Annotated in this window: 12 protein-coding genes, 1 tRNA gene and 1 pseudogene; 8 read left to right on the top strand and 6 right to left on the bottom strand. The window is 70.2% G+C overall.

Going from position 1 to position 18,678, the window contains the following annotated elements:
- Window positions 1-254: 254 nt before the first annotated feature.
- Window positions 255-1,661 (bottom strand): FAD-binding oxidoreductase, encoded by a 1,407-nt coding sequence (locus WME89_RS26330; RefSeq protein WP_438011824.1) that lies wholly within the window; start codon window positions 1,659-1,661, stop codon window positions 255-257.
- Window positions 1,662-1,711: 50 nt separating this feature from the next.
- On the bottom strand, window positions 1,712-2,536 hold the full coding sequence (locus tag WME89_RS26325; RefSeq protein WP_438011823.1) for a GNAT family N-acetyltransferase: 825 nt from the start codon (window positions 2,534-2,536) through the stop codon (window positions 1,712-1,714).
- Window positions 2,537-2,638: 102 nt separating this feature from the next.
- Between WME89_RS26325 and WME89_RS26320 the strand changes: the two genes are divergently transcribed.
- The 3 genes from WME89_RS26320 (at window position 2,639) to WME89_RS26310 (ending at window position 6,016) form a co-directional block, all read left to right on the top strand.
- Complete coding sequence (locus WME89_RS26320; protein WP_438011822.1) at window positions 2,639-3,634, top strand: alpha/beta hydrolase; 996 nt, start codon at window positions 2,639-2,641, stop codon at window positions 3,632-3,634.
- 603 nt (window positions 3,635-4,237) lie between these two features.
- Window positions 4,238-4,660 carry a hypothetical protein gene (locus tag WME89_RS26315; RefSeq protein WP_438011821.1) on the top strand — a complete coding sequence of 141 codons (423 nt, stop codon included), beginning with the start codon at window positions 4,238-4,240 and terminating at the stop codon, window positions 4,658-4,660.
- A gap of 531 nt (window positions 4,661-5,191) precedes the next feature.
- Window positions 5,192-6,016, top strand: coding sequence for a CBS domain-containing protein (locus WME89_RS26310; protein ID WP_437663351.1), 825 nt, complete (start codon window positions 5,192-5,194; stop codon window positions 6,014-6,016).
- A 12-nt stretch (window positions 6,017-6,028) separates the two neighbouring features.
- Here the strand turns inward: WME89_RS26310 and WME89_RS26305 are convergent, their stop codons facing one another.
- From WME89_RS26305 to WME89_RS26295, 3 genes are all read right to left on the bottom strand, one after another.
- Window positions 6,029-7,843, bottom strand: a complete 1,815-nt coding sequence (locus WME89_RS26305) for a hypothetical protein (RefSeq protein ID WP_438011820.1) — start codon at window positions 7,841-7,843, stop codon at window positions 6,029-6,031.
- 128 nt (window positions 7,844-7,971) lie between these two features.
- Window positions 7,972-9,060, bottom strand: a complete 1,089-nt coding sequence (locus WME89_RS26300) for an HmuY family protein (protein ID WP_438011819.1) — start codon at window positions 9,058-9,060, stop codon at window positions 7,972-7,974.
- Window positions 9,057-11,210 carry a TonB-dependent receptor plug domain-containing protein gene (locus WME89_RS26295; protein WP_438011818.1) on the bottom strand — a complete coding sequence of 718 codons (2,154 nt, stop codon included), beginning with the start codon at window positions 11,208-11,210 and terminating at the stop codon, window positions 9,057-9,059. The genes WME89_RS26300 and WME89_RS26295 overlap by 4 nt, the downstream gene beginning before the upstream one ends.
- Before the next feature lie 396 nt (window positions 11,211-11,606).
- Here WME89_RS26295 and WME89_RS26290 point away from each other — a divergent pair, with 396 nt between their 5' ends.
- Window positions 11,607-11,846 (top strand): hypothetical protein, encoded by a 240-nt coding sequence (locus tag WME89_RS26290; RefSeq protein WP_436619199.1) that lies wholly within the window; start codon window positions 11,607-11,609, stop codon window positions 11,844-11,846.
- A 187-nt stretch (window positions 11,847-12,033) separates the two neighbouring features.
- Window positions 12,034-12,108, top strand: a tRNA-Glu gene (locus WME89_RS26285).
- A gap of 85 nt (window positions 12,109-12,193) precedes the next feature.
- On the opposite strand, the gene WME89_RS26280 is transcribed toward WME89_RS26285, so the two are convergent.
- Window positions 12,194-12,829, bottom strand: coding sequence for a Uma2 family endonuclease (locus WME89_RS26280; RefSeq protein WP_438011817.1), 636 nt, complete (start codon window positions 12,827-12,829; stop codon window positions 12,194-12,196).
- Between the two features lie 1,037 nt (window positions 12,830-13,866).
- Here WME89_RS26280 and WME89_RS26275 point away from each other — a divergent pair.
- From WME89_RS26275 to ltrA, 3 genes and pseudogenes are all read left to right on the top strand, one after another.
- The gene (locus WME89_RS26275; RefSeq protein WP_438011816.1) at window positions 13,867-14,658 is read left to right on the top strand and encodes a hypothetical protein; all 792 of its coding nucleotides are present in this window, start codon (window positions 13,867-13,869) and stop codon (window positions 14,656-14,658) included.
- 468 nt (window positions 14,659-15,126) lie between these two features.
- Window positions 15,127-16,059 carry a hypothetical protein gene (locus WME89_RS26270; protein WP_438011815.1) on the top strand — a complete coding sequence of 311 codons (933 nt, stop codon included), beginning with the start codon at window positions 15,127-15,129 and terminating at the stop codon, window positions 16,057-16,059.
- A gap of 898 nt (window positions 16,060-16,957) precedes the next feature.
- A pseudogene (gene ltrA / locus WME89_RS26265) lies at window positions 16,958-18,576 on the top strand (group II intron reverse transcriptase/maturase).
- The last annotated feature ends 102 nt before the right edge of the window (window positions 18,577-18,678 follow it).

The following is an 18,678-nucleotide window of genomic DNA, read 5'->3' as shown; positions in this document are numbered from 1 at the left end:
GGTTCCGTCGGCGCCTGATGACCACGCCTTCGCCTGAGCCAGTCGAGCAGCCCCATACGCCTCGCGAGGGAGTATGACCGCGAGCCCACCCCCGGGCGACGCGGAGCGCACCAGCGCGGCTGCGCACGCAAACAGGAGGAAGAGACTTCGAGAGATCCGGAGAGGGACGGCTTGTGTCCGGGTCGGAGCGTGCCGCTTGCCCTTTCAGCGGCGCGCGGCGAGGTGCCTTTGCCGAGGGGCGGCCCGGGGCGCGCTCAGACGTCGATGATCTTGCCTGGATTCATGATGTTCAGCGGGTCGAGCACGCGCTTGATCGACCGCATGATCGCGAGCTCCTCGGGCGATCGCGAGTAGGGCAGGTAGTCCTTCTTGAGCAGGCCGATCCCGTGCTCGGCGGAGATGCTGCCGCGGTACTTCTTCACGAGCGAGAAGATGGCGTGATCCGCCTCGTGGGTGCGCTGCAGGAACTCCTCGCGCGTGAGGCTGTCGGGCTTCATCACGTTGATATGGAGGTTGCCGTCGCCTATGTGACCGAAGAGGGCGATCTCCCACCCTGGATAGCGGGCCTCGAAGAGGCTCTCCAGCTCGGAGCAGAAGCCCTCGAGCTCCTGGATGGGGAGCGACACGTCGTTCTTGTGCGGCAGCCCGGTCGCCGACAGGCTCTCGCTGATCCCCTCGCGCAGGGTCCAGAGCTCGGCGGCCTGCGTCGAGTGCTGCGCGAGCGTGCCGTCGGTGACCAGCCCGCGCTCGAACAGCGAGGCGATCCAGGCGTCGAGCGCCTCGGGCTCGCCGCGCTCGACCTCGATGAGCACGTAGTAGTCCGACGGCGCGGAGAGCGGCATGCGCACGTTCCGGTGCCGGCGCAGGCGCGCCTGGCACTTCTCCGTGAAGAACTCGTAGGCCATCACCACGAACGGCCCCATGCGGGCCTCGCGGAACAGCGCGAGCACGCCGGCGAGGTCCGGCACCGCGAAGAGGAACACGTTGAGCCCCTCGGGCACGCGCGTGAGCTTGAGCGTCGCCTCGGTGATGATCCCGAGCGTGCCCTCGCTGCCGATGAAGAGCTGGCGCAGGTCGAGCCCCGTGTTGTTCTTCTCGAGCGCGCCGTTCAGGTCGAGCACCGCGCCGCTCGCGGTCACGACCGTGAGCCCGAGCACCCACTGCCGCGTGAGGCCGTAGCGGATGACCTTCACGCCGCCGGCGTTCGTCGCGATGTTGCCGCCCACCTGGCTCGACCCCTTCGAGGCGAAGTCGACAGGCCACGTGAGGCCGAGCGGCGCGACGTGCTGGTGCACCGCCTCGGTCACCGCGCCGGCCTCGACGCGCACTGTCGCGCCGAGCACGTCGACCGGGCCCATCTTGCGCATCCGCTCGAGCGAGACGACGAGCTCGCCCTTGGCCGCCACGGCGCCGGCCGCGAGCCCGGTGCGCCCGCCCGAGGGCACCACCGGGACGCGGTGCTCGGAGCAGAGGCGGAGGAGGCGGGAGACCTCGTCCGTCGAGCGCGGGAGCGCGATCGCCGAGGGCCTCGGCTCGTGGACCTTGGTCCAGTCGCGGCCGAACGTCGCGAGATCGGCGGCGTCGGTCGAGAGGAGATCCGCGGGGAGCTCGCGCGCGAGGGCCGCGAGGAAGTCGCCGGGGAGGCCGGGAAGTGGGCTCATGGCCGGCTCGGTACTGCGGCCTCGCGGCGAGGGCAAGCGGCCTGCGCGGGTCAGCCGTCGCGCGGGATCTCGCCGCGGAAGTGCGCGCCGATCAGCTGCACGGCCGCGCCGACCCCGCGCAAGGCGGAGACGAGCGCGTCGTCGTCCTCGACGGTGACGAGGAGCGCTCCGGGCGCGCGCGGGGCGTGGGGGCGAATGGCCTCGAGGAGGGGAGCGGCGAGCCCGGGCGCGGCGACGCGGAACGGGAACGCGCCGGGGAGGAAAGGGTCGAAGTTGGCAAACCCCAGCGGCGGCGCGTCCGGCGCCGTGGGGTCGACCAGGCAGAGGAGCACGAGGCCGCCGCGGCCGCGGGCCTCGGCGACCTGGCCTGGCAGCAGGGCAAACGCCGCCTCCAGCGCGGCGTCGTCGGACGGCTGCGCCGGGCGGGCGACGACCGGGCGGGATGGGCGCGGGAGGCGAGCCACGGTGTCCCAGGCGAGGTGGAACGTGGTCATCGTGTAGGCGCGATCCATGCCGACGCTCCGGTAGAGCCGCACGGCAGCGGTGTTGTCCGGCTTCACGTTGAGGCACCAGCGCGTGCAGCCGCGGCCGCGGAGGTGCGCGGCGATCGCTCGCATGACAGCGCCCCCGACGCCGCGGCCGCGGTGGGACGGCGCGACGACGACGTGGCGCACGTAGCCGACGCCGCGCAGCGGCTGGACATAGGCGTAGGCGACCACCTCGCCGCGCACCTCGAGGAAGAGCGTGTCCCTGACCATGGCGCCCTCCCAGCGGTCGCGAGGCAGGACGGGATTGCCCGTGTCGAGCTCCACGAAGAGCCGGGCGAAGTGCTCGTAATCGGCCGGGACGGCGGGGCGCGCGACGAGGCGGGACATGGCGCGAGCTTACATTCGGGGGAACCGCCCGTCCCGCGGGCGCAAGCACCTCGCCGCGCGAGCGTTGCGGCGCCGCGCCCGACAGGGCACCGTGACGGAGGGATGGACAGGGCACACGGCGGGTGGATCCTCGAGGGCCGCGCGGCGGCGCTCGCGGCGCTCGCGGCGCTCGCGCTGGCCGCATGCGACGGCGCGACCAGCGGGGCGCCGCGCGCGGGCCAGACCGGCGGCGCCGGCGGCGCAGGCGGCGCAGGCGGCGCCGGCGGCGCAGGTGCGGCCGAGGAGGCGGCCGCCGGCGAGGGGGGCGGCGGCGCTTCCGTCGGCGCCCCGACGGGCAGCGGCGCTTCCGGCGGGGGCGGCGCCGGAGGGCAGGGCGGCGAGGGGGGCGCCGGCGGCGCGCTGAGCTGGGAGCCGGTCGAGACGGAGTGGTGCTCGGCAGGGTGGAGCGGCCTGGACGATCACACCTGCTTCCATGTGCCGGAGACGGCCGCGCGCGGCGCGCCGATCCTCCTTGTGCTGCACGGGGCCATGGCGCCCGACTCGCTGCCCGGGGGACTGCAGGCGATCGCCGCGGAGGCCGCCAGGGCGCTCGGGGTCGTCGCGGTGTTCCCGCGCGGAAGGCCGGGACTCTGCACCTGGGATCCGTCCGTGGAGACCCACCTCTGCTGGCCGACGCGCCGCGAGACCCTGGACGCAGCGGCGCCCGCCCTCATCGAGGAGTGGATGCGCGCCGAGGCGCTGCTGGCGCGGATCCTCGGCGGGCCGTTCGGCAGGCGTTATGTCATGGGCTTCTCCAACGGGGGCTATTTCGCGAGCTACGTGGCGCTGGAGGGGCTCGTCGACATCGACGGCGCCGGGCTCGTCGGCGCGGGGCGCATGGTCATCGAAGAGCACCTCTTCTCGCAGGAGAGGCCGCCGATCTACATCGCCGTCGGCGAGCAGGAGCTCGCCTCCACGGTCGTGAGCGCCGAGAACCTCGCTGACGTGCTCACCCAGCACGGCTGGGAGCACGAGCTCGTGGTGCACCCCGGGCGCGGCCACGAGATCCGCGCCGACGACTTCACGGGAGCGTGGCAGACCTGGAGCGCCGCGCCCTGAGCGGCCCTCCCGCGCGCGGGAGGGCCAGAGGCGACAGGCACTCACGGCAGGCATCGCAGGGCGGAAGAGCGCTGCTCCCGGGCGCTCTCGCGTGCACAGGCCCAAGAGAGATGGGCTGAGCACCGCGACAGCGGCGGCGCCGAAAGACCGAGAGCGGTGCGCGCACCTGCGTGATTGTCGTCGCCTGGATCACCTTGTGCGCGATGTGGTACCGGATCGTCGGAGACGCCCTGTCGAGGCGCCCTGCGAAGAGAAGTCGATAGCTCGGGAAAGGCGTGTCTTTGCCGGAGCCGTGGCTCCTTGCGAGGCGCCAGCGGGGCTCCGCTGCGTGGTGAGCGCGCCTGGAAGCGCCTTATCTGCCCAGTGATCCGGCGCGGGTGAAAGGGCCGTCGCTCCGGGGCTGGACGCTGTTTAGGAATGTCGGTTTGTCGGTGCCTCGCGCCCGCCGCGAGCGCGCTCGGGCGGCAGCCTCTGCACACCAGCTCTCGGGCATGAGCGCTGCTCTCTGCGAATCCGACTGACGCGACGGTCCTGCGGATGTCGCAGGCCGTGGAAGGAGGAGAAATGGTTGAGCTGGTGAATAGCAGGTGGATGCATGTTGCGATGGCGATGGCCGCCCTGACCACCGGGTGCGCGGTGGGCGAGGCAGGCGCCGACGAGATCGACGCGGATGAGGCCGAGGCCGTGGAGGTCGAGGAGACCTCCCAGGCGCTGTTCGGGAATCGGGACTGCGGCAACTCGTGGAACAACCGCCCGGGTTGGGGCTGGCCCGGCGGCGGTTTCAACAGCTTCCCCGGCGGGTGGGGCTCGAGGCCGCCCTGCGGCGGGAACCCCTGGGGCGGCAACAACTGGAAGCCGTGCGGCAACAACTACGGCAATCCTTACAACTCGGGGTATCCCACGAGCGGCTATGGCCCTTACAGCGGCTATGGCCCTTACAGCGGCGGTGGTCTCTTCAACGGCTATGGCCCCGGCTCCTTCAGCCCGAGCTACGGCTCGAGCTACGGCTGCAACAACAGGTACTAGCCAGGACCCCTCCGGGAGCGCGAAGGGGAGACGCGGCCCGGACGGCGCGACGAGATCCCGGGACGACGAGGCGGAGCCGCGGCGCGCTCGGTAGCTGACCCGCGGCGCGCCTGAGGCGCCTCCTTCGGGACCTGGTCGCCAGGAGCTCGCGGCAGAAGCACGGCTCCTGGCGGCCGGGCGACCCGGGGCCATCTCCGGCTCGGTCGCCCTGACGCTACGTTCCAGGGCTCCCCACGTGGTGCATTTTGGGACATTCCCTTCCTGGCAAACCTACATCGGTCCGCTCGCCCGAGAACTGCCCAGCTCGCCACACACCTTGGCGCAGATTGAGCGCCGCTGCGCCGCGTCTGGGCCGCGTCAACGGCGGTAAGGCGCAGCCCCCGCGCGGCGCCGCGCCAGGCCGGGCGCCTCGTGGATTGGCGCCCGACAGCGCGTGCTCACATTACGGATCGCTTCTTGCTTTTACCTCGTGGCGCGCTGATGCGCCGCCTGCCCGAGACCCCGCGCCGGCGTCTTCGAGGAATTCCCACCATGATGCGCTTTGCGACCCCCGTCTCGCGTTACATGACCTGCGAAGTCATCACGGCGCCCGACACGACGCCGCTGCCCGAGGTGCATCGCTCCCTTGGCGAGCACGCGATCTCCTGCGTTCCCGTCGTCGACGCGGCGTCTCGAGCGATCGGCGTGCTCTCCCGCACCGACCTGCTGCGGCTCGGCCGGTTCGAGACGAAGACGAACAGCCGCGGGATGCTGCTCACCTTGCCCGACGTCCCGGCGCGCGACGTGCTGCGCCCGGGGATCATCACGGTGGGGCGCACGACGCTGGTCGTGCAGGCGGCGAGCGTGCTGCTGAAACACCGCATCCACCGGGTGTTCGTCCGCGAGGGCGACAGCTTGACCGGCGTCTTCAGCACGAAGGATCTCCTCCTCGCCCTCGTGGAGGCGCGGGACACGACCCCGATCGCAGAGCTCATGTCGGCCCCCGCGTACACGATCCCGCTCGACGCGCCGCTCGCGCTCGCCGCCGATCGGCTGACGACAGCGCAGGTGAGCGGGCTCGTGGTGGTGGACCCGGACGGCTGGCCGGTGGGGATGTTCACCCAGACAGAGGCGCTGCTCGCCCACGGCGTGCTCTCCGATTCGCCGGTCGAGGACGTGATGAGCCCCGCCATGGTCTGTCTCGACGTCCGCACGCCGCTCCACCGGGCCGCGGCCGCGGCGCACGCGGCGCAGGCGCGGCGCGTGCTCGTGGTGCAGGGGCGGCGGCTCCGCGGCGTGCTCACCGGCCTCGACTTCGCGCGCGCCGTCGCCGGGACGGGCGTCATCCCCGTGGTCGCGAGGTCCAAGGCGGGGTAGCGATAGCGCGGATCACCGCGCGGCGCGGGTCGCCATGCGCCCGACCACCGCGTCGGGGTCGGCGGCCAGCCGCGCGGCGAGCGCGCGGGCGGCGGCGGGCGAGGCGGAGGCGAGCCCCTGGATCGCGCCGAGCCGCGCGCGACGGGGCAGGCGCGGGTCCGCGGCGAGCGCCTGGAGCTCCGCGAGCACCGGCGCGGAGGGCGTGGCGGCGCGGCCGGCCGCGGCGAGGGCGCGCGCCCTCGCCTGCACGGGCGCGGCCGGATCGCGGCCGACCGCGAGCAGCTGGTCGGCGTCCGCGGCGCCGGCCGCGCGGAGCAGCGCGAAGAAGTCCGCGCCGGCCGCCGCGCTCTGCCCACAGAAGTGCCCCTCGAGCAGGGTCGCGGCGCGCGGCGGGAGCGCGACCGTCCAGGCGCGATCGCCCGACGCCGTGCCGCGGCCGGCCAGATCGCGGCCGGCCTGGGCCAGATCGCGGCCAGCCGGGGCCGGGGCGCGCGCTCCGCCCGCCGGCGTGCCCGGGTCGTCCGGGAGCGGGTCCGCAGCGCCGCCGCCGTCCTCGACGACCCCGCGATAGAACGCGCTCGCCTGCACGATCGTCGTCTGCTGCGGCGTCACCTGGCCCGAGAGATCGCCCCCCGTCGGGAACATGACGTTGCCGTAATCGGGGCAGCGCTCTGCCAGCGCCAGCACGTCGTCGCACCGCGCGGTGTCGTCGAGCGGGTCGGCGAAGGTGGGCTCGAACTCGGTGGTGTGGAACAGCCCGGCAAAATGGCCCAGCTCGTGGCGCAGGATGACCGTGTCGGCGTCGGGTTGCTCGTAGAGCGCGACCACGATGCCGCTGAGATGAGTGCCGTGCTCCACGGCGACCGAGGGCACGGAGGGCGTCACGCCGGCAGCGAGCTCGAGCCTGCCGCCGAGCTGTGACACGGCGATCACGTTGAGCGCGGGCCTGCCGGCGGCGCCGGCCGTCTGCTCGAGCACGATGGGCAGCAGCTCCTCGTCGATGATGTCCCACTCCGGTCCGAGGTGATGAACCGTGATGTTGCCGACGCTGAGGCCCACGAACCCCTGGTACGCCTTGCGCAGCGCGCTCCTCATGTACTCCTCGGAGAGCGCGCGTCCGGCGATGAAGGCGTTGATATCGATCTTCCCGCCGTGGAAGCGCCCGTCGAGCGTCTGGCGGCGCCACACCGAGAGGCGCGCTGGCCCCGCCGGGACGCCGAAGCCGCCGTCACCCACCGTGATCCAGTACGTGCCTGGCACAAATGGCACGGCTGCAGCCGCGCCCGTCTGGGGGACGGCCGCTGTGCCGATGCCCTGATTGTAGAAGCTGGCCACGGTACCGAGGATCGAGTAGTCCGTCGCGAACGTCCTGCCGCCGGGGCCGGAGATCTCCGCGATCCCGATCGGATCGAAGCTCGGCCGCGAGGTCATGAGCTGCGCGATCGCCGTGAAGCCGAGGGTGCCTGGCGGGATATCCACCGGGATGGGGACGCCGATGGCGACCTCGCCGAGATCCTCCTCGACGAGGGGCGGAATCGGCGGCGCGCCGCCCTCGCCGATCTCGCCGCCTTGACCGGAGCTCGACGTGTCCCATGGGGCGGAGCTCGTGCCCCCGCCGGTCTCGTCGAAGCCTCCGGCGCCGTCGCGCGGCTCGAACCCGTCGACCACCACCTTGCCGCCGCAGGCGCTGACGGCCAGCGCGGCGAGCGCGCCCGCGGCGAGCAGCCCCCCGCGGCGCGCCGGCGTTGCCCTGCGTTCGCCCTCCGGCGTCCCGTCGCGGGGGGACGGGCGCGCGGCGCTCGATGCGGGTGCAAGCGGCTCTGTCATAAGCATGCTCCTTACAGGAGGTGAGGGCTACCCCTCACCGCGCGCGCAGTATGATCGCGTCCCTGCGCGAAGTCACGCGCCGCGCACGCTCTTCACCGCCCCGTCGCGCCGGAGGGCGGGAGTGAGGCTCATTCCACCTGCTTGACGCGCATTACCACCCGTCCCGGGGACGCGTCCGTCGCGCCCTCGAAGCGCTCGATTACGGCCACGAAGCGCGATTGGCCGTCTGCGCTCTGGATGAGCCACGCGGAGTCCTTCGCTGGCGCGGGGGGGCTCGATCCAGGCTCGATCCAGCGCCCGGTGAAGGCTGTCGTCACGTGATCGCCGCGGTAGAGGACGGAGGGATCGGTGAGGTCCGCGTGCTCGGCCGCGTCGAACCGCGCTGCCTCCGACTCGGCGGTGCGCTCCTTGACGTCGGCGAGCGACTCGGACCCTGTCTCTGCTTCCTGGAGGTCGGCGCCGCGCGTGGTCCCGGGGCCGCCCAGCTCGCCGTTGACGCTGACGAGCGACCTGCGGAAGCAGACGTGCCACTCGGTCGACTCGCGCGCCTCGGCGGGCGTGAGCATCAGCTGCCGGTTCTCCGCGAGGTCGAGGCAGGCGCTCGGCGCGCTCTCGTCGGCGTCGAGGCCGCCCGCGGTGGCGTCGAGGTTCTCGATGACGACGGTCTCACCGGGGCCGTCGGGGAGCACCTCGGCGACCCGGAGCTGGTAGAGCCCCGTGACCGGCGCCCCCTCCACCTCTCCGTAGAAGGAGAGGATCTGGAGCTTCCAGTAGCGGCCCTCGTGCTCGATCGCGTGGACGTGATAGCGGCTGAAGGCGACGTGCTGCTCGCCGTCGTAGGCGTACCACTGCGTGAAGGCGCCGCCGGCCTCGTCCGTGAGGAGGAAGGGGGTGCTCGGCAGCTCGCCTGCCCGGTAGTCCTCGAGGCTGAGCGGCAGCGCCCCGCCTTCACCCGGACCGCTGAGGCCGCTGTTGGTGAGGACGTCATATCCGGAGAGCGCGAGATCCCAGTCCGTGGACGCCGCGCCGTTGTCGGCCGGGGTGACGATCTCGGGCGTGGCGAGCCGGAGGAAGACGCGGCCGGAGGCCGGCACGTCGACCTCGATGAGCTTGCCGTCCTCGGTCGGCTCGCCCCCGCTCGAGCTCTCTTTGCCCACGTCATCGCTGCACCCCGGGGTGAGCAGGAGAAGCGCTGCGGCGATCAACCATCTTGTCATGAGTCCTCCCACGGTAGCTCGGCGATGACGCCGAGGTAAACGGTGCGCCCCTCCAGGGGCCGGTGATCGCCGCGGCGGTCAGGGGCCTTCTGCGCGCCGAGCAGGTTGCGGAGGCCCACGTAGGCCTGCGAGGAGGGCCAGAGCGGGCGCGCGAGCCGCGCGTCGAGCGTGGTGAACCCGGGCGCGCGCAGGCCGTCCTCGATGAAGGCGCCGGAGATGGTCCGGAGCCTGGTGACGAGCTCGAGCTGGAAGGGCAGGTCAGCGCGGAGCGCCGCCTGCGCCGTGTGCGGCGGCTTGCTGGAGAGCGGCCTCCCCGACTCGGTCGTATCGTCGCTCGTCCACAGGTAGGCATAGCCGGCCTCGGCCCGGAGCCACGCTGTCGCCTGGAACGTCGCCGAGAGCTCGAGCCCCGCGGTCCGCGCCCTGGCGATGTTCTTGTAGGTATACGTGTCGACGCCGGATTGCGTGTCGTCGCCGGGTTGCGTGTCGTCGTCGGGTTGCGTGTCGTCGGCGGAGGAGGAGCGGATGGGCGTCGGGTTGATGTCGATGAGGTCATCGACCCAGTTCGAGAAGGCGCCGCCCCGCAGGGTGAGTCCCTCTCTCGGGCTCCAGGTGACGTCGCCGTTCACGCCCCAGGACCTCTCCGGGGCGAGATCGGGGTTGCCCTTGAGGATGTAGCCGAGGCTCGAGTGGTCGAACGAGAAGCCGAGCTCCTTCGCGCTGGGCGCGCGGAAGCCCTGCCCGCCGGAGATGCGCAGGGTGACCGACGGCGCGGGCCGGTAGGCGAGGGCGAGGCGCGGGGCGATGACGCCGCCGCCGTAGCGCGGCCAGTGCTCGCCGCGGACGCCGGGCATGAGGGTGAGGCTGTCGGTGAGCTTCCACGCGAGCTGGCCGTAGAGCGCGGCGCTGCCGAGCTCGGTGTCGGGCACCTCGTCGAGGTCGTTCTGGGAGGTGCCCGAGGTGGAGACCGCGGTGGTCTTGAGCTCCTGGGTGAGCGACTCGACCTCGGCGCGCGCGCCGACGACCCAGGTGAGCGGGCCCTGGGCGATGGTGGCGATCGCCTCGTAGCTCTGCAGGGTGCCCGAGCGCTCGCGCTCCTCGGCGAGGGGCGAGCCGCGCAAATCGCGGCCGCTCGTCCGGAAGGCCCACTGGCGGCCGGCGGCGAGGCGCAGGTTGGAGCCGCCGCCGAGGTCGAGCGTCTCGGTGAGGTGCAGGGTGATGCGGTCGGTCACCTCGGGCAGGTCGAAGAGGTAGGGGCGGAGGCCTGGCCGTTGCAGCTGCTCGATGCCGTCCTGCTCGTCGTGGATCCACCGTGCGCGGAGGCGCACGTCGATGCCGCGGCCGAGATCGGCGCCGGCGCGCAGGCCGACGAGGTGCTGCGCGCGCTCGGGGAGCGCGGTGGCGGGGTTGCCCTCGACGAGGGAGAGGCTGTCCTCGCGCTGGAACGAGGCGTCGGCGCTGGCCCAGGCGGCCTCGCCGCGGTAGGCGCCGGACCCCTGGACGAGGAGCCCGGCGCGGCTGCGGCCGTCGAGGCGGCCGCGGCCGCTGAAGCCCGGGTGGGCGGGGGGCGCGGAGAGGACGTTGACGACGCCGCCGATGGCGCTCGCGCCGTAGAGCGAGCTGGTCGGGCCGGTGACGAGCTCGATGCGGGAGACGTCGCTGAGCGGGAGGGAGGAGAGGTCGATGGCGCCGCCGGCGTCGCCGATGACGCGCTCGCCGTCCTCGAGGACGAGGACGCGGTCGAGGTCGAAGCCCTGGATCTGGATGGCGCTCGGGTTGCCGAGCGAGCCGTAGGCGCTCGGGTTGACCTGGACGCCGAGCTCGCCGTCGAGCGCCTCGCCGACGTTGGTGGCGCCGCGGCGCTCGGCCTCCTCGCGGGTGATGACGCGCGTGCGCACCGTGGCGCGCTGGCTGCTCTCCGGGGTGCGGGTGCCGGTGACGACGACCTCGAGCGGAGGGGGCGGGGAGGGAGAGGGGGGCGGCGCGGGCTGAGGGGGCGCGGATCGCGCAGGCTCGGGCTCCGCCGGCGGCGCAGGCTGTGGGGGTGGAGGCTGCTCGGGCTGCGCGAGCGCAGGGGCGGCCGAGAGGAGCGCCGGGAGCAGGCAGGAGGCGAGCTGCGCGGCGCGCGTCAGGCGCCGGCTTCGGTGCACGGTCCTCCCGGGGACATGAGAACAGCAGGCTCGGAGCGCGGAAGAAGGAGCATGGGGAGAGCTCGGGCCCGTGTGGCGCAAGGTGGGTGGCGCGGGCCCATGGTCGCCCGATTCCCGGCGGCCGTCCAGCGGTTCGGGGCGGGAGGTCACATCGATGGCGCGCGCGCCGGCGGCGCGGGCACGGGACGCTCGGAGGGCAGGGCAGGGCCCGCGAAGGGTCGCGAAAGGCAGCGCAGGGCCTCGAGAGGGCGGGCAGGTCCCGAGAGGGGTGCTCCGTGCCGGGCGAACGGCCGACGACGACTGCGCCAGCACCTGGTCGGCGCCTCGCGCCCCTTGCGGTGCGCTTCGACGGCTCCAGGTGGTCTGGAGAAGCCGGAACAGCCCGAGGAGGTGCTCATGAAGAAGGACGAGAAGGCGACGAAGGAACAAGGGGCAGCGACGCCCAAGGGCGCGTCCCCGCAGGATCGGCAGGGCGGCGGCGAGCAACACCGGCACGTCCCGGGGGATCCGGTCGAGGGCCACGAGGCGAGGTCGGACAAGGAGCCGGAAGAGAAGGTGGACGAGACCGTGGAAGACTCGTTCCCCGCGAGCGACGCCCCCTCCTGGACGCCGGCCAAGAGCGGCGAGGCCGACTAGGCCCGCCGAGATCGAGGCGGCGACCCGGCAGCGAGGGTCGCTACCCCCGCGAAGCCCGCCGCGACGAGCCGCCGAACGGGGCGCGGTTCGAGTGGCGGGCTTCGCGGGCGGTGAGGACGGAGCGGACGGAGCTGGTAGGGCTTGCATTGCTCGACGACGGCGAGTAGGTTCCCGCGCCGCATCGCCGGTCCCCATCGTCTAGCCCGGCCCAGGACTCAGCCCTTTCAAGGCTGCTACGCGGGTTCGAATCCCGCTGGGGACGCAATTCTTGAGTAATTTCAACTAGTTGGCGATGCTTCGAGCGCCGGCCAGCAGCGTGGGTGGATGCCACCCTGAGGGCGGGAACCCTACTGGGCCTCCGGGTCGCCGAGCGCTCCCTCTCCGGATTCAGGGCCGAGTCGTTCTACCTCGCTCCAGAGCGCATCGAGATCGAGCGTGAGCCCCTCGAGGCCGGGCACGCCGTCGACGATGCCGTCCGCCGCCGAGCGCGCATGCACGTAGCGGCGATCGGTCCCGAGTTCGAGGATCTCGAGCGTTCTTTCCTGCGGGTCGATGATCCAATACCAGCGCACCCCGAAAGACGCGTACTCGTGCAGTTTGTCGACACGATCGCGGCGTGCATCACGCGGGGTAGGAGAGACCACCTCGACCATGATGTCGGGCGGAGCGCTGATTGTTCCGCGCCGAGGCGGCTTCCGACTCCCGGGCATGTACGCAGAGGCGTCGGGCTTCCGGCCAGAGACAGCGCTCACCGCGTACTTCGCTTCGGACCCCAGCACGAGCCCGCCCTGCGGGATGAGCCAGGCCCCGAGAACCCTGACCACCCAGGCCACGATGACTTCGTGAATGGCGTCCGGCGCCTCTTCCTCCACGATCCGTCCATCGACGAGCTCGCCCGGCTCGTCTTCCGGCAAACTGATCCAGTGGGCGAAAGTGACCTTCCGCTCGACCGCGGTCTCGGTGCGTGCGCTGTCGCTGATCACATCAGCATGATAGCACGACGTTGCCGCGTGTCGTCGTGCTGTGCGGGTTCCTCGAGGTGTTCCAGGCTCGCCCTCGCGTCCGCTGCCGCGCCTGGAGCTGTGATCAGCGGGCTGCCCTCGCGATGAGCATCGCCATGAGCGAGCGCTCTGCGATGAGCGCGCCCATCGGTGGGGAGCTCTGCGGATGTGTCGCGGCAGGCGGCCTGCGGGCTTCCTCCCGCGGGCGCTTCACCTGCACGTCCTGGAATGCTCGAGGGGGAACTGCACGCCGGCAGGCTCACCTGCGGGGCAGGAAGCAGGCGGGCGAGTCGCCGGCCTCAAGGCGGAGCGGTTCCTTGACCCGTCGAGGCGCCTGAGGATACAACAGATATGTCGAACCTTGGCACTGCGCTGCCAAGGGCATGCTACCCGGGGTGTTGCTGCATCCGCGCCCGGTACGTTTTCTGTTCAGTGAGCTTGTGTGTCAGCGCAAGAAGCTTGATAGAGACCCCGGCTCGGCGACGGCCAGAATCGCACCGTCTGGTTTTTGTTTGACAACGAGACGGACGTCTCGTTGTCAATCTTCGCGAACGTTCTGGACTCCAAGCATGCCGGTAGCAGGATCCGCGGGGTTGCCGATGCCCCGCCCTTGCCGGGTCTCCGCAGCGGCGGCCTATCTTCGGAGATGCGCAGATAGGTCGCGGAAGTCGCTGCCTATTCACGGGAATACGCAGATATGCCGCGGCGCTTCGCGACCTATTCGCGGGAATACGCAGATATGCCGCGGCGCTTCGCCGCCTACATGCCATAACCCGCCGCTAGGCCCTGCGACGCAACTGATTGCGACGTTGGGCGGGCCGAGCACCTTGGCCAGTCGGCGCAGCGAGCTGGGCCGGAGCGTGTATCCATTCGTACGACGCGGCGAGCCCTGAGCCCCTACCGCCGCCGCCCGCTCAGGTGAGCCACGCGCGGAGCCGGCACTTCAGCAATGGCCATTCTCGCTCCCGTCCATGCGCCTACTTGACCCGCCTCTTGGTACGAATCTATCTTCAAGATCGATGACATCGCCCTCCCGAACGCTCGCCGGTCTGCCGCACCCGGCCACCGTGGCCCAGCCGAAGGCGCCGCACCCCGCCACCGCGGCCCAGCCGAAGGCGCCGCACCTCGCCACCGTGGCTCAGTCGAAGGCGCCGCACCTCGCCACCGTGGCTCAGCCGAAGGCACCGCACCCGGCCACCGTGGCTCAGTCGAAGGCGCCGCACTCGGCCACCGTGGCTCAGCCGAAGGCACCGCACCCGGCCACCGTGGCTCAGCCGAAGGCGCCGCACCCGACGATGACCCCTCGCATTGGCGGACACTTCAACGCTGCAGCTGTGCAGCTAGCGTCGAACGAGAATTTGGAGCATGTCCGTGTCGAAACCCCCGTGCGGGTCAATACGACCAGCAAGTTCATGTACTTGCTAGAAGGCAATGACAAATATGGGCGTCAACACATTGAAAAGCATGACAGTGAAGTCGTGAATGTGGGAAGGAGACGGGGCTGGGGGGACACGGTCGTGGATGTCCTGCGGAACGCAATTACTCAGAGCAAGTATTCCGCATATGAAACGATAGAAAAAGGTGGCAGCAAGGTCGTCCGCATTCCAGTGACGGCGAGACGGGTGCTGCGCATTCCGATTGCAGACGATGGCAAGATCATTACCGTGTACGTCGAGCACAGCAACACGAAGGACATAAGGTTGTTTTGGCAGATGGCGCCCGATGTCATCGCGTCCAAGGGCTGGAAGATTGCCAAAGGGGAGATCCCTGGCGACATGGCGGACGCCCCTTGGGATTTGTATGCGGAATGATCGCGTTCGGCAGGGGCTTTCGAGATCTGCGACGGCAACTGCATAATTGCAGATGTTTTGAGCCTTGAGTCGACGAAGGTCCTCGGCTCGAAGGAGATCATCGTCTCGATTCTCGGTGCTGTAGGCGCGGTTGCGCCGATTTTGCGCTTCCTCCGGTCACGAACGTGGGGACCGCCGTCGCCGTCGGCGGGCTGCTTTGTACGCGAGCCAAGTTCGCGCAAACTCGGTCGGAAATCTTGAACGAGCATCCGATGGCCTACCTGTACAAGGCATCGGGAAGAGCTGTTCGACTCTAACCCACCACTGTGACTCGTGCGCCGCCCAACAAGGCGCTGGTGCTGACCGCGCCTGCGGCGCGGCAGCACACCGCCGCGCCGTTGGGCGGCCGGGCGTTGTGCCCAGGTGGGCCAGACGGGCAGCGCAGTTCGACGTCTTGACGCGTGCGGCCAGACGGTTGAGGATCAGCGCGTGCCCCCTCCCGAAGCCAAACCCAGCGCTCCCGCGGCCGAGGTGCGGCGGCCGGGGCCGCCGCACCTAGCGACGGTCTTGCAGCCCAAGCCGGCGTTCGGGGCGCCCGCGGCGAGGCCGCCGCACCCGGCGACGGTGGCGTCACCAGCGAGGCCGCCGCATCCGGCGACGGTCGTGCAGAAGAAGCCGGCCTTCGGGGCGCCCGCGGCGAGGCCGCCGCATCCGGCGACGGTCGTGCAGAAGAAGGCGGCCTTCCGGGCGCCCGCGGCGATCATGCAGCGGAGGGAGACGCCGTTCGGGGCACCGAGTGTGCTGCCGACGCACCCTGCCACGGTGATTCAGCGGTCGTCCAGCTCGTCTTCGTCGTCGTCCTCCGTGTCGGATCCGTCGTCCCTGCGCCCAAGCTTCTGGCGCCGCTTTCTGGAGGAGAACCAGGATGTGGCGGATTCCGTCAACATTTGGCTTGACCGTCTGCCCACCAGCCCCGACGAAGACGTCCCCACTTACGATCTGAAAAAGTGGCTTGAGGACCCGATGCTCGGCAACAAGCTGCTCCTGCGCCCCTTGACGTGGAGCGAGGACGAAATCGCCTTCGACAAGCAGCAGAAGAAGGTTATTAACGAGTATTGCGAGGGTCTGCTCGCCACGTATTCCAAGGACGTGGACGCGTACAACAAGGATCGCGTGAAGGAAGCCGTCGAGACGGCCGTCAACGTCCTCGGCGGGGAGTACGGCTACCAGCTCAGCGGCAACAAGCGTCCTGCGGTGTTGAGGTTCCTTGAGCTCGTGGAGACGGCGGGCAAGAAGCGGTATCCCCTTGAGGACGTGCCGTTCGTGAAAAGCCTCGTGACGAACGCCATCAACCTCTACCTCATGGGGGTGAGCGGCTCTGACGACGCCGACAAGTCGGCGTACGTGACCTTGCGCAGGTGACGAACCGCGCGGACCTGCGTCGACCTTCAGGCCGACTGGGGTTGCACAGCACCCGACGGTGCGGAGCAACCCAACCCAGGTTGAAGCCGAGCGACCGCCCTCACCTCACGTACCTCCGCATGATCCCCCGCAACACGCCGAGGATCGCGCCGGCCTCCGTGCGCTCCGCATACTCTCGCGACCACGAGAGCATCACGCCGAGCCGCGGTGCCGGTCCCTCGGGCCTCACCGCCGCCTCGGCGCGGACGAACGTCGAGGTGTCGCTCGCGGTGACGCAGCCGAAGACCTCCGGAGGCCCCGCGCTCCTGCGCGTGGTGTTCCCCGCCGCCGTGCTCCTCGGCGCCCGAGGGACCGCGTATGCGAGCCTTCCGCACACCCTCGCATCGGGCGAGGTGCTGACGGCGGCCAACCTGAACAACGACCTCGGCTCTGCCCCCGCGCCCGCCCTCATTCGCAGAGACTGCCCAACAAGGCGCTGCACCCGACGGTGCACCTGTGCCGCGCTACGCGCGGCACGGCGCCCCGCGGGTGAGCGCCATGCCGTTAGTGCGCCAGCCAAAGCTGGCGAATGACAGTAGGTGAGCGAAATGAGTAGAGAACTACGAGTCGAGCAAGTCCTACCCCGAAAGGAGTCCATCCACGGGAAGTCCATCTCTTGCGTTGCGTGGGGCGACCCACGGGGCGAAGCGTAGAGGGACGTATGAACGGGCCGGGCGATAGAGCCCCGAAATTGGCATCAACGCGGGAGCCGAGCCGGTTAACGACGTCGAAGGCTACCGCACCCCTCCGAAGAATGGACGTGGAGAGGGTGCTCCCGCCGGGGTCCCAGGAGTTCGGCACGTTCAGAGAGTCATTCGCACGGAAGCTGGGAGATCTCGAAGGTGCCTCGCCGTCTGTGGTGGGTGGCAGGCAGCCGCGGGAAAGCGACAAGCGACAAGCCGCGGCGGTAGCCTTCGAGAAGTCGGACGAGGCCATAGTACCGAGGAGATCGGCGAAGACGTGGGTAACGCCCGTCGAGTCGATGGAGGGAAGGGCCGAGGCCAAGGGACAGTCCGCTGCACGAAACGCGCTCCCGACACAGAGCGGGGACGGCGCGCCTACGACCCTGCAGCGGATACGGCAGCGAGCGAAAGGAAGACCAGAGGGCAGATGGACCAACCTGTTCGGTCACCTTCGGGAACCGCTCCTCTTGCAGGCGTATCACAGCCTGCGCCGGGGAGCGGCGACCGGGGTGGATGGGGTCACCTGGGAAGCGTATGGCGAACGTGTCGACGAGCGCCTTCGGGACCTGGTAGATCGCCTCCACAGTGGCCGATATCATCCGCAGCCGGTGAGACGGGTGGAGATACCGAAGGAGAACGGTAAGACTCGCCCGCTCGGCGTTCCGGCGCTGGAGGATAAGATCGTCCAGCAGGCGGTGAGATGGCTGTTGGAGCCCATCTACGAGGCCTGGTTTCTCGGGTTCTCGTACGGGTTCCGGCCGAAGCGCTCGGCGCACGACGCGCTCGATGCGTGGGGGACGGCCATGTACAGGAGGGTCAACTGGGTGCTCGACGCAGACATCCTGGCGTTCTTCGACACCATCGGCCATGGGTGGATGCAGAAGTTCGTCGAGCACCGGATTGGGGATAGACGTCTGGTTCGTCTTCTGTTGAAGTGGATGAAGGCAGGCGTCATGAAGGACGGCGAGCTCCACGAGGTGAAGGAAGGAACGCCACAGGGTGGGGTCATCAGCCCGCTTCTGGCGAACATCTACCTCCACTACGTGCTCGACCTGTGGGTCCAATCCTGGAGGAAGAAGCATGCGTTCGGCGACGTGTATGTCGTGCGCTATGCGGATGACCTGGTGATGGGCTTCCAGCGCGAGCGGGACGCGCGAGCGATGCGGGAGGCCTTATCCGACCGCATGGCGAAGTTCGGCCTGAAGCTGCACCCGGAAAAGACCCGGGTGCTGGAGTTCGGGCGGTACGCCCGGGAGGATCGCGCGCGTCGCGGGCTGGGGAAGCCTGAGACGTTCGAGTTCCTTGGGTTCCTGCACATCGCCGCGAAGGATCGGCAGGGTAGGTTTCAACTCCGACGCCACACGTCCGGGAAGAAGATGCGGGCGAAGCTTTCCCATATCAAGGACGAGTGCCGGAAGAGGCGACATGCACGCGTAGTGGATCAACATGCCTGGTTACGACGGGTCGTCGTCGGGCACGCCAACTACTACGCGGTCCCGACGAACACCGACGCATTGAAGCGGTTCCACTACGAGGTGGAACGTCTCTGGTATCGTTCGCTCGCGCGACGGAGCCAGCGCGGTCGGTGGCGTCCGGGCCAAATCAGCCGCTTCGCCGAGCGCTTTCCACTTCCTACGCCCACAATCCGGCACCCCTGGCCGACAGAGCGCTTCGCTGCTCGAATTGCCCAAGGTGGGAGCCCGGTGCGGGAAATCCGCTCGCCGGGTTCTGTCCGGGGGGCCACCTGAAAAGGTGGTCCCTACCGGAACGTGCGCCAGCCAAAGCTGGCGAATGACAGTAGGTGAGCGAAATGAGTAGAGAACTACGAGTCGAGCAAGTCCTACCCCGAAAGGAGTCCATCCACGGGAAGTCCATCTCTTGCGTTGCGTGGGGCGAC

Origin of the sequence: Sorangium sp. So ce321, assembly GCF_051530195.1 — a bacterium.
Lineage (GTDB): Bacteria > Myxococcota_A > Polyangia > Polyangiales > Polyangiaceae > Sorangium.
Note: the sequence above shows the minus strand (reverse complement) of the source record. Positions and strands in the feature narration are given on the sequence as shown.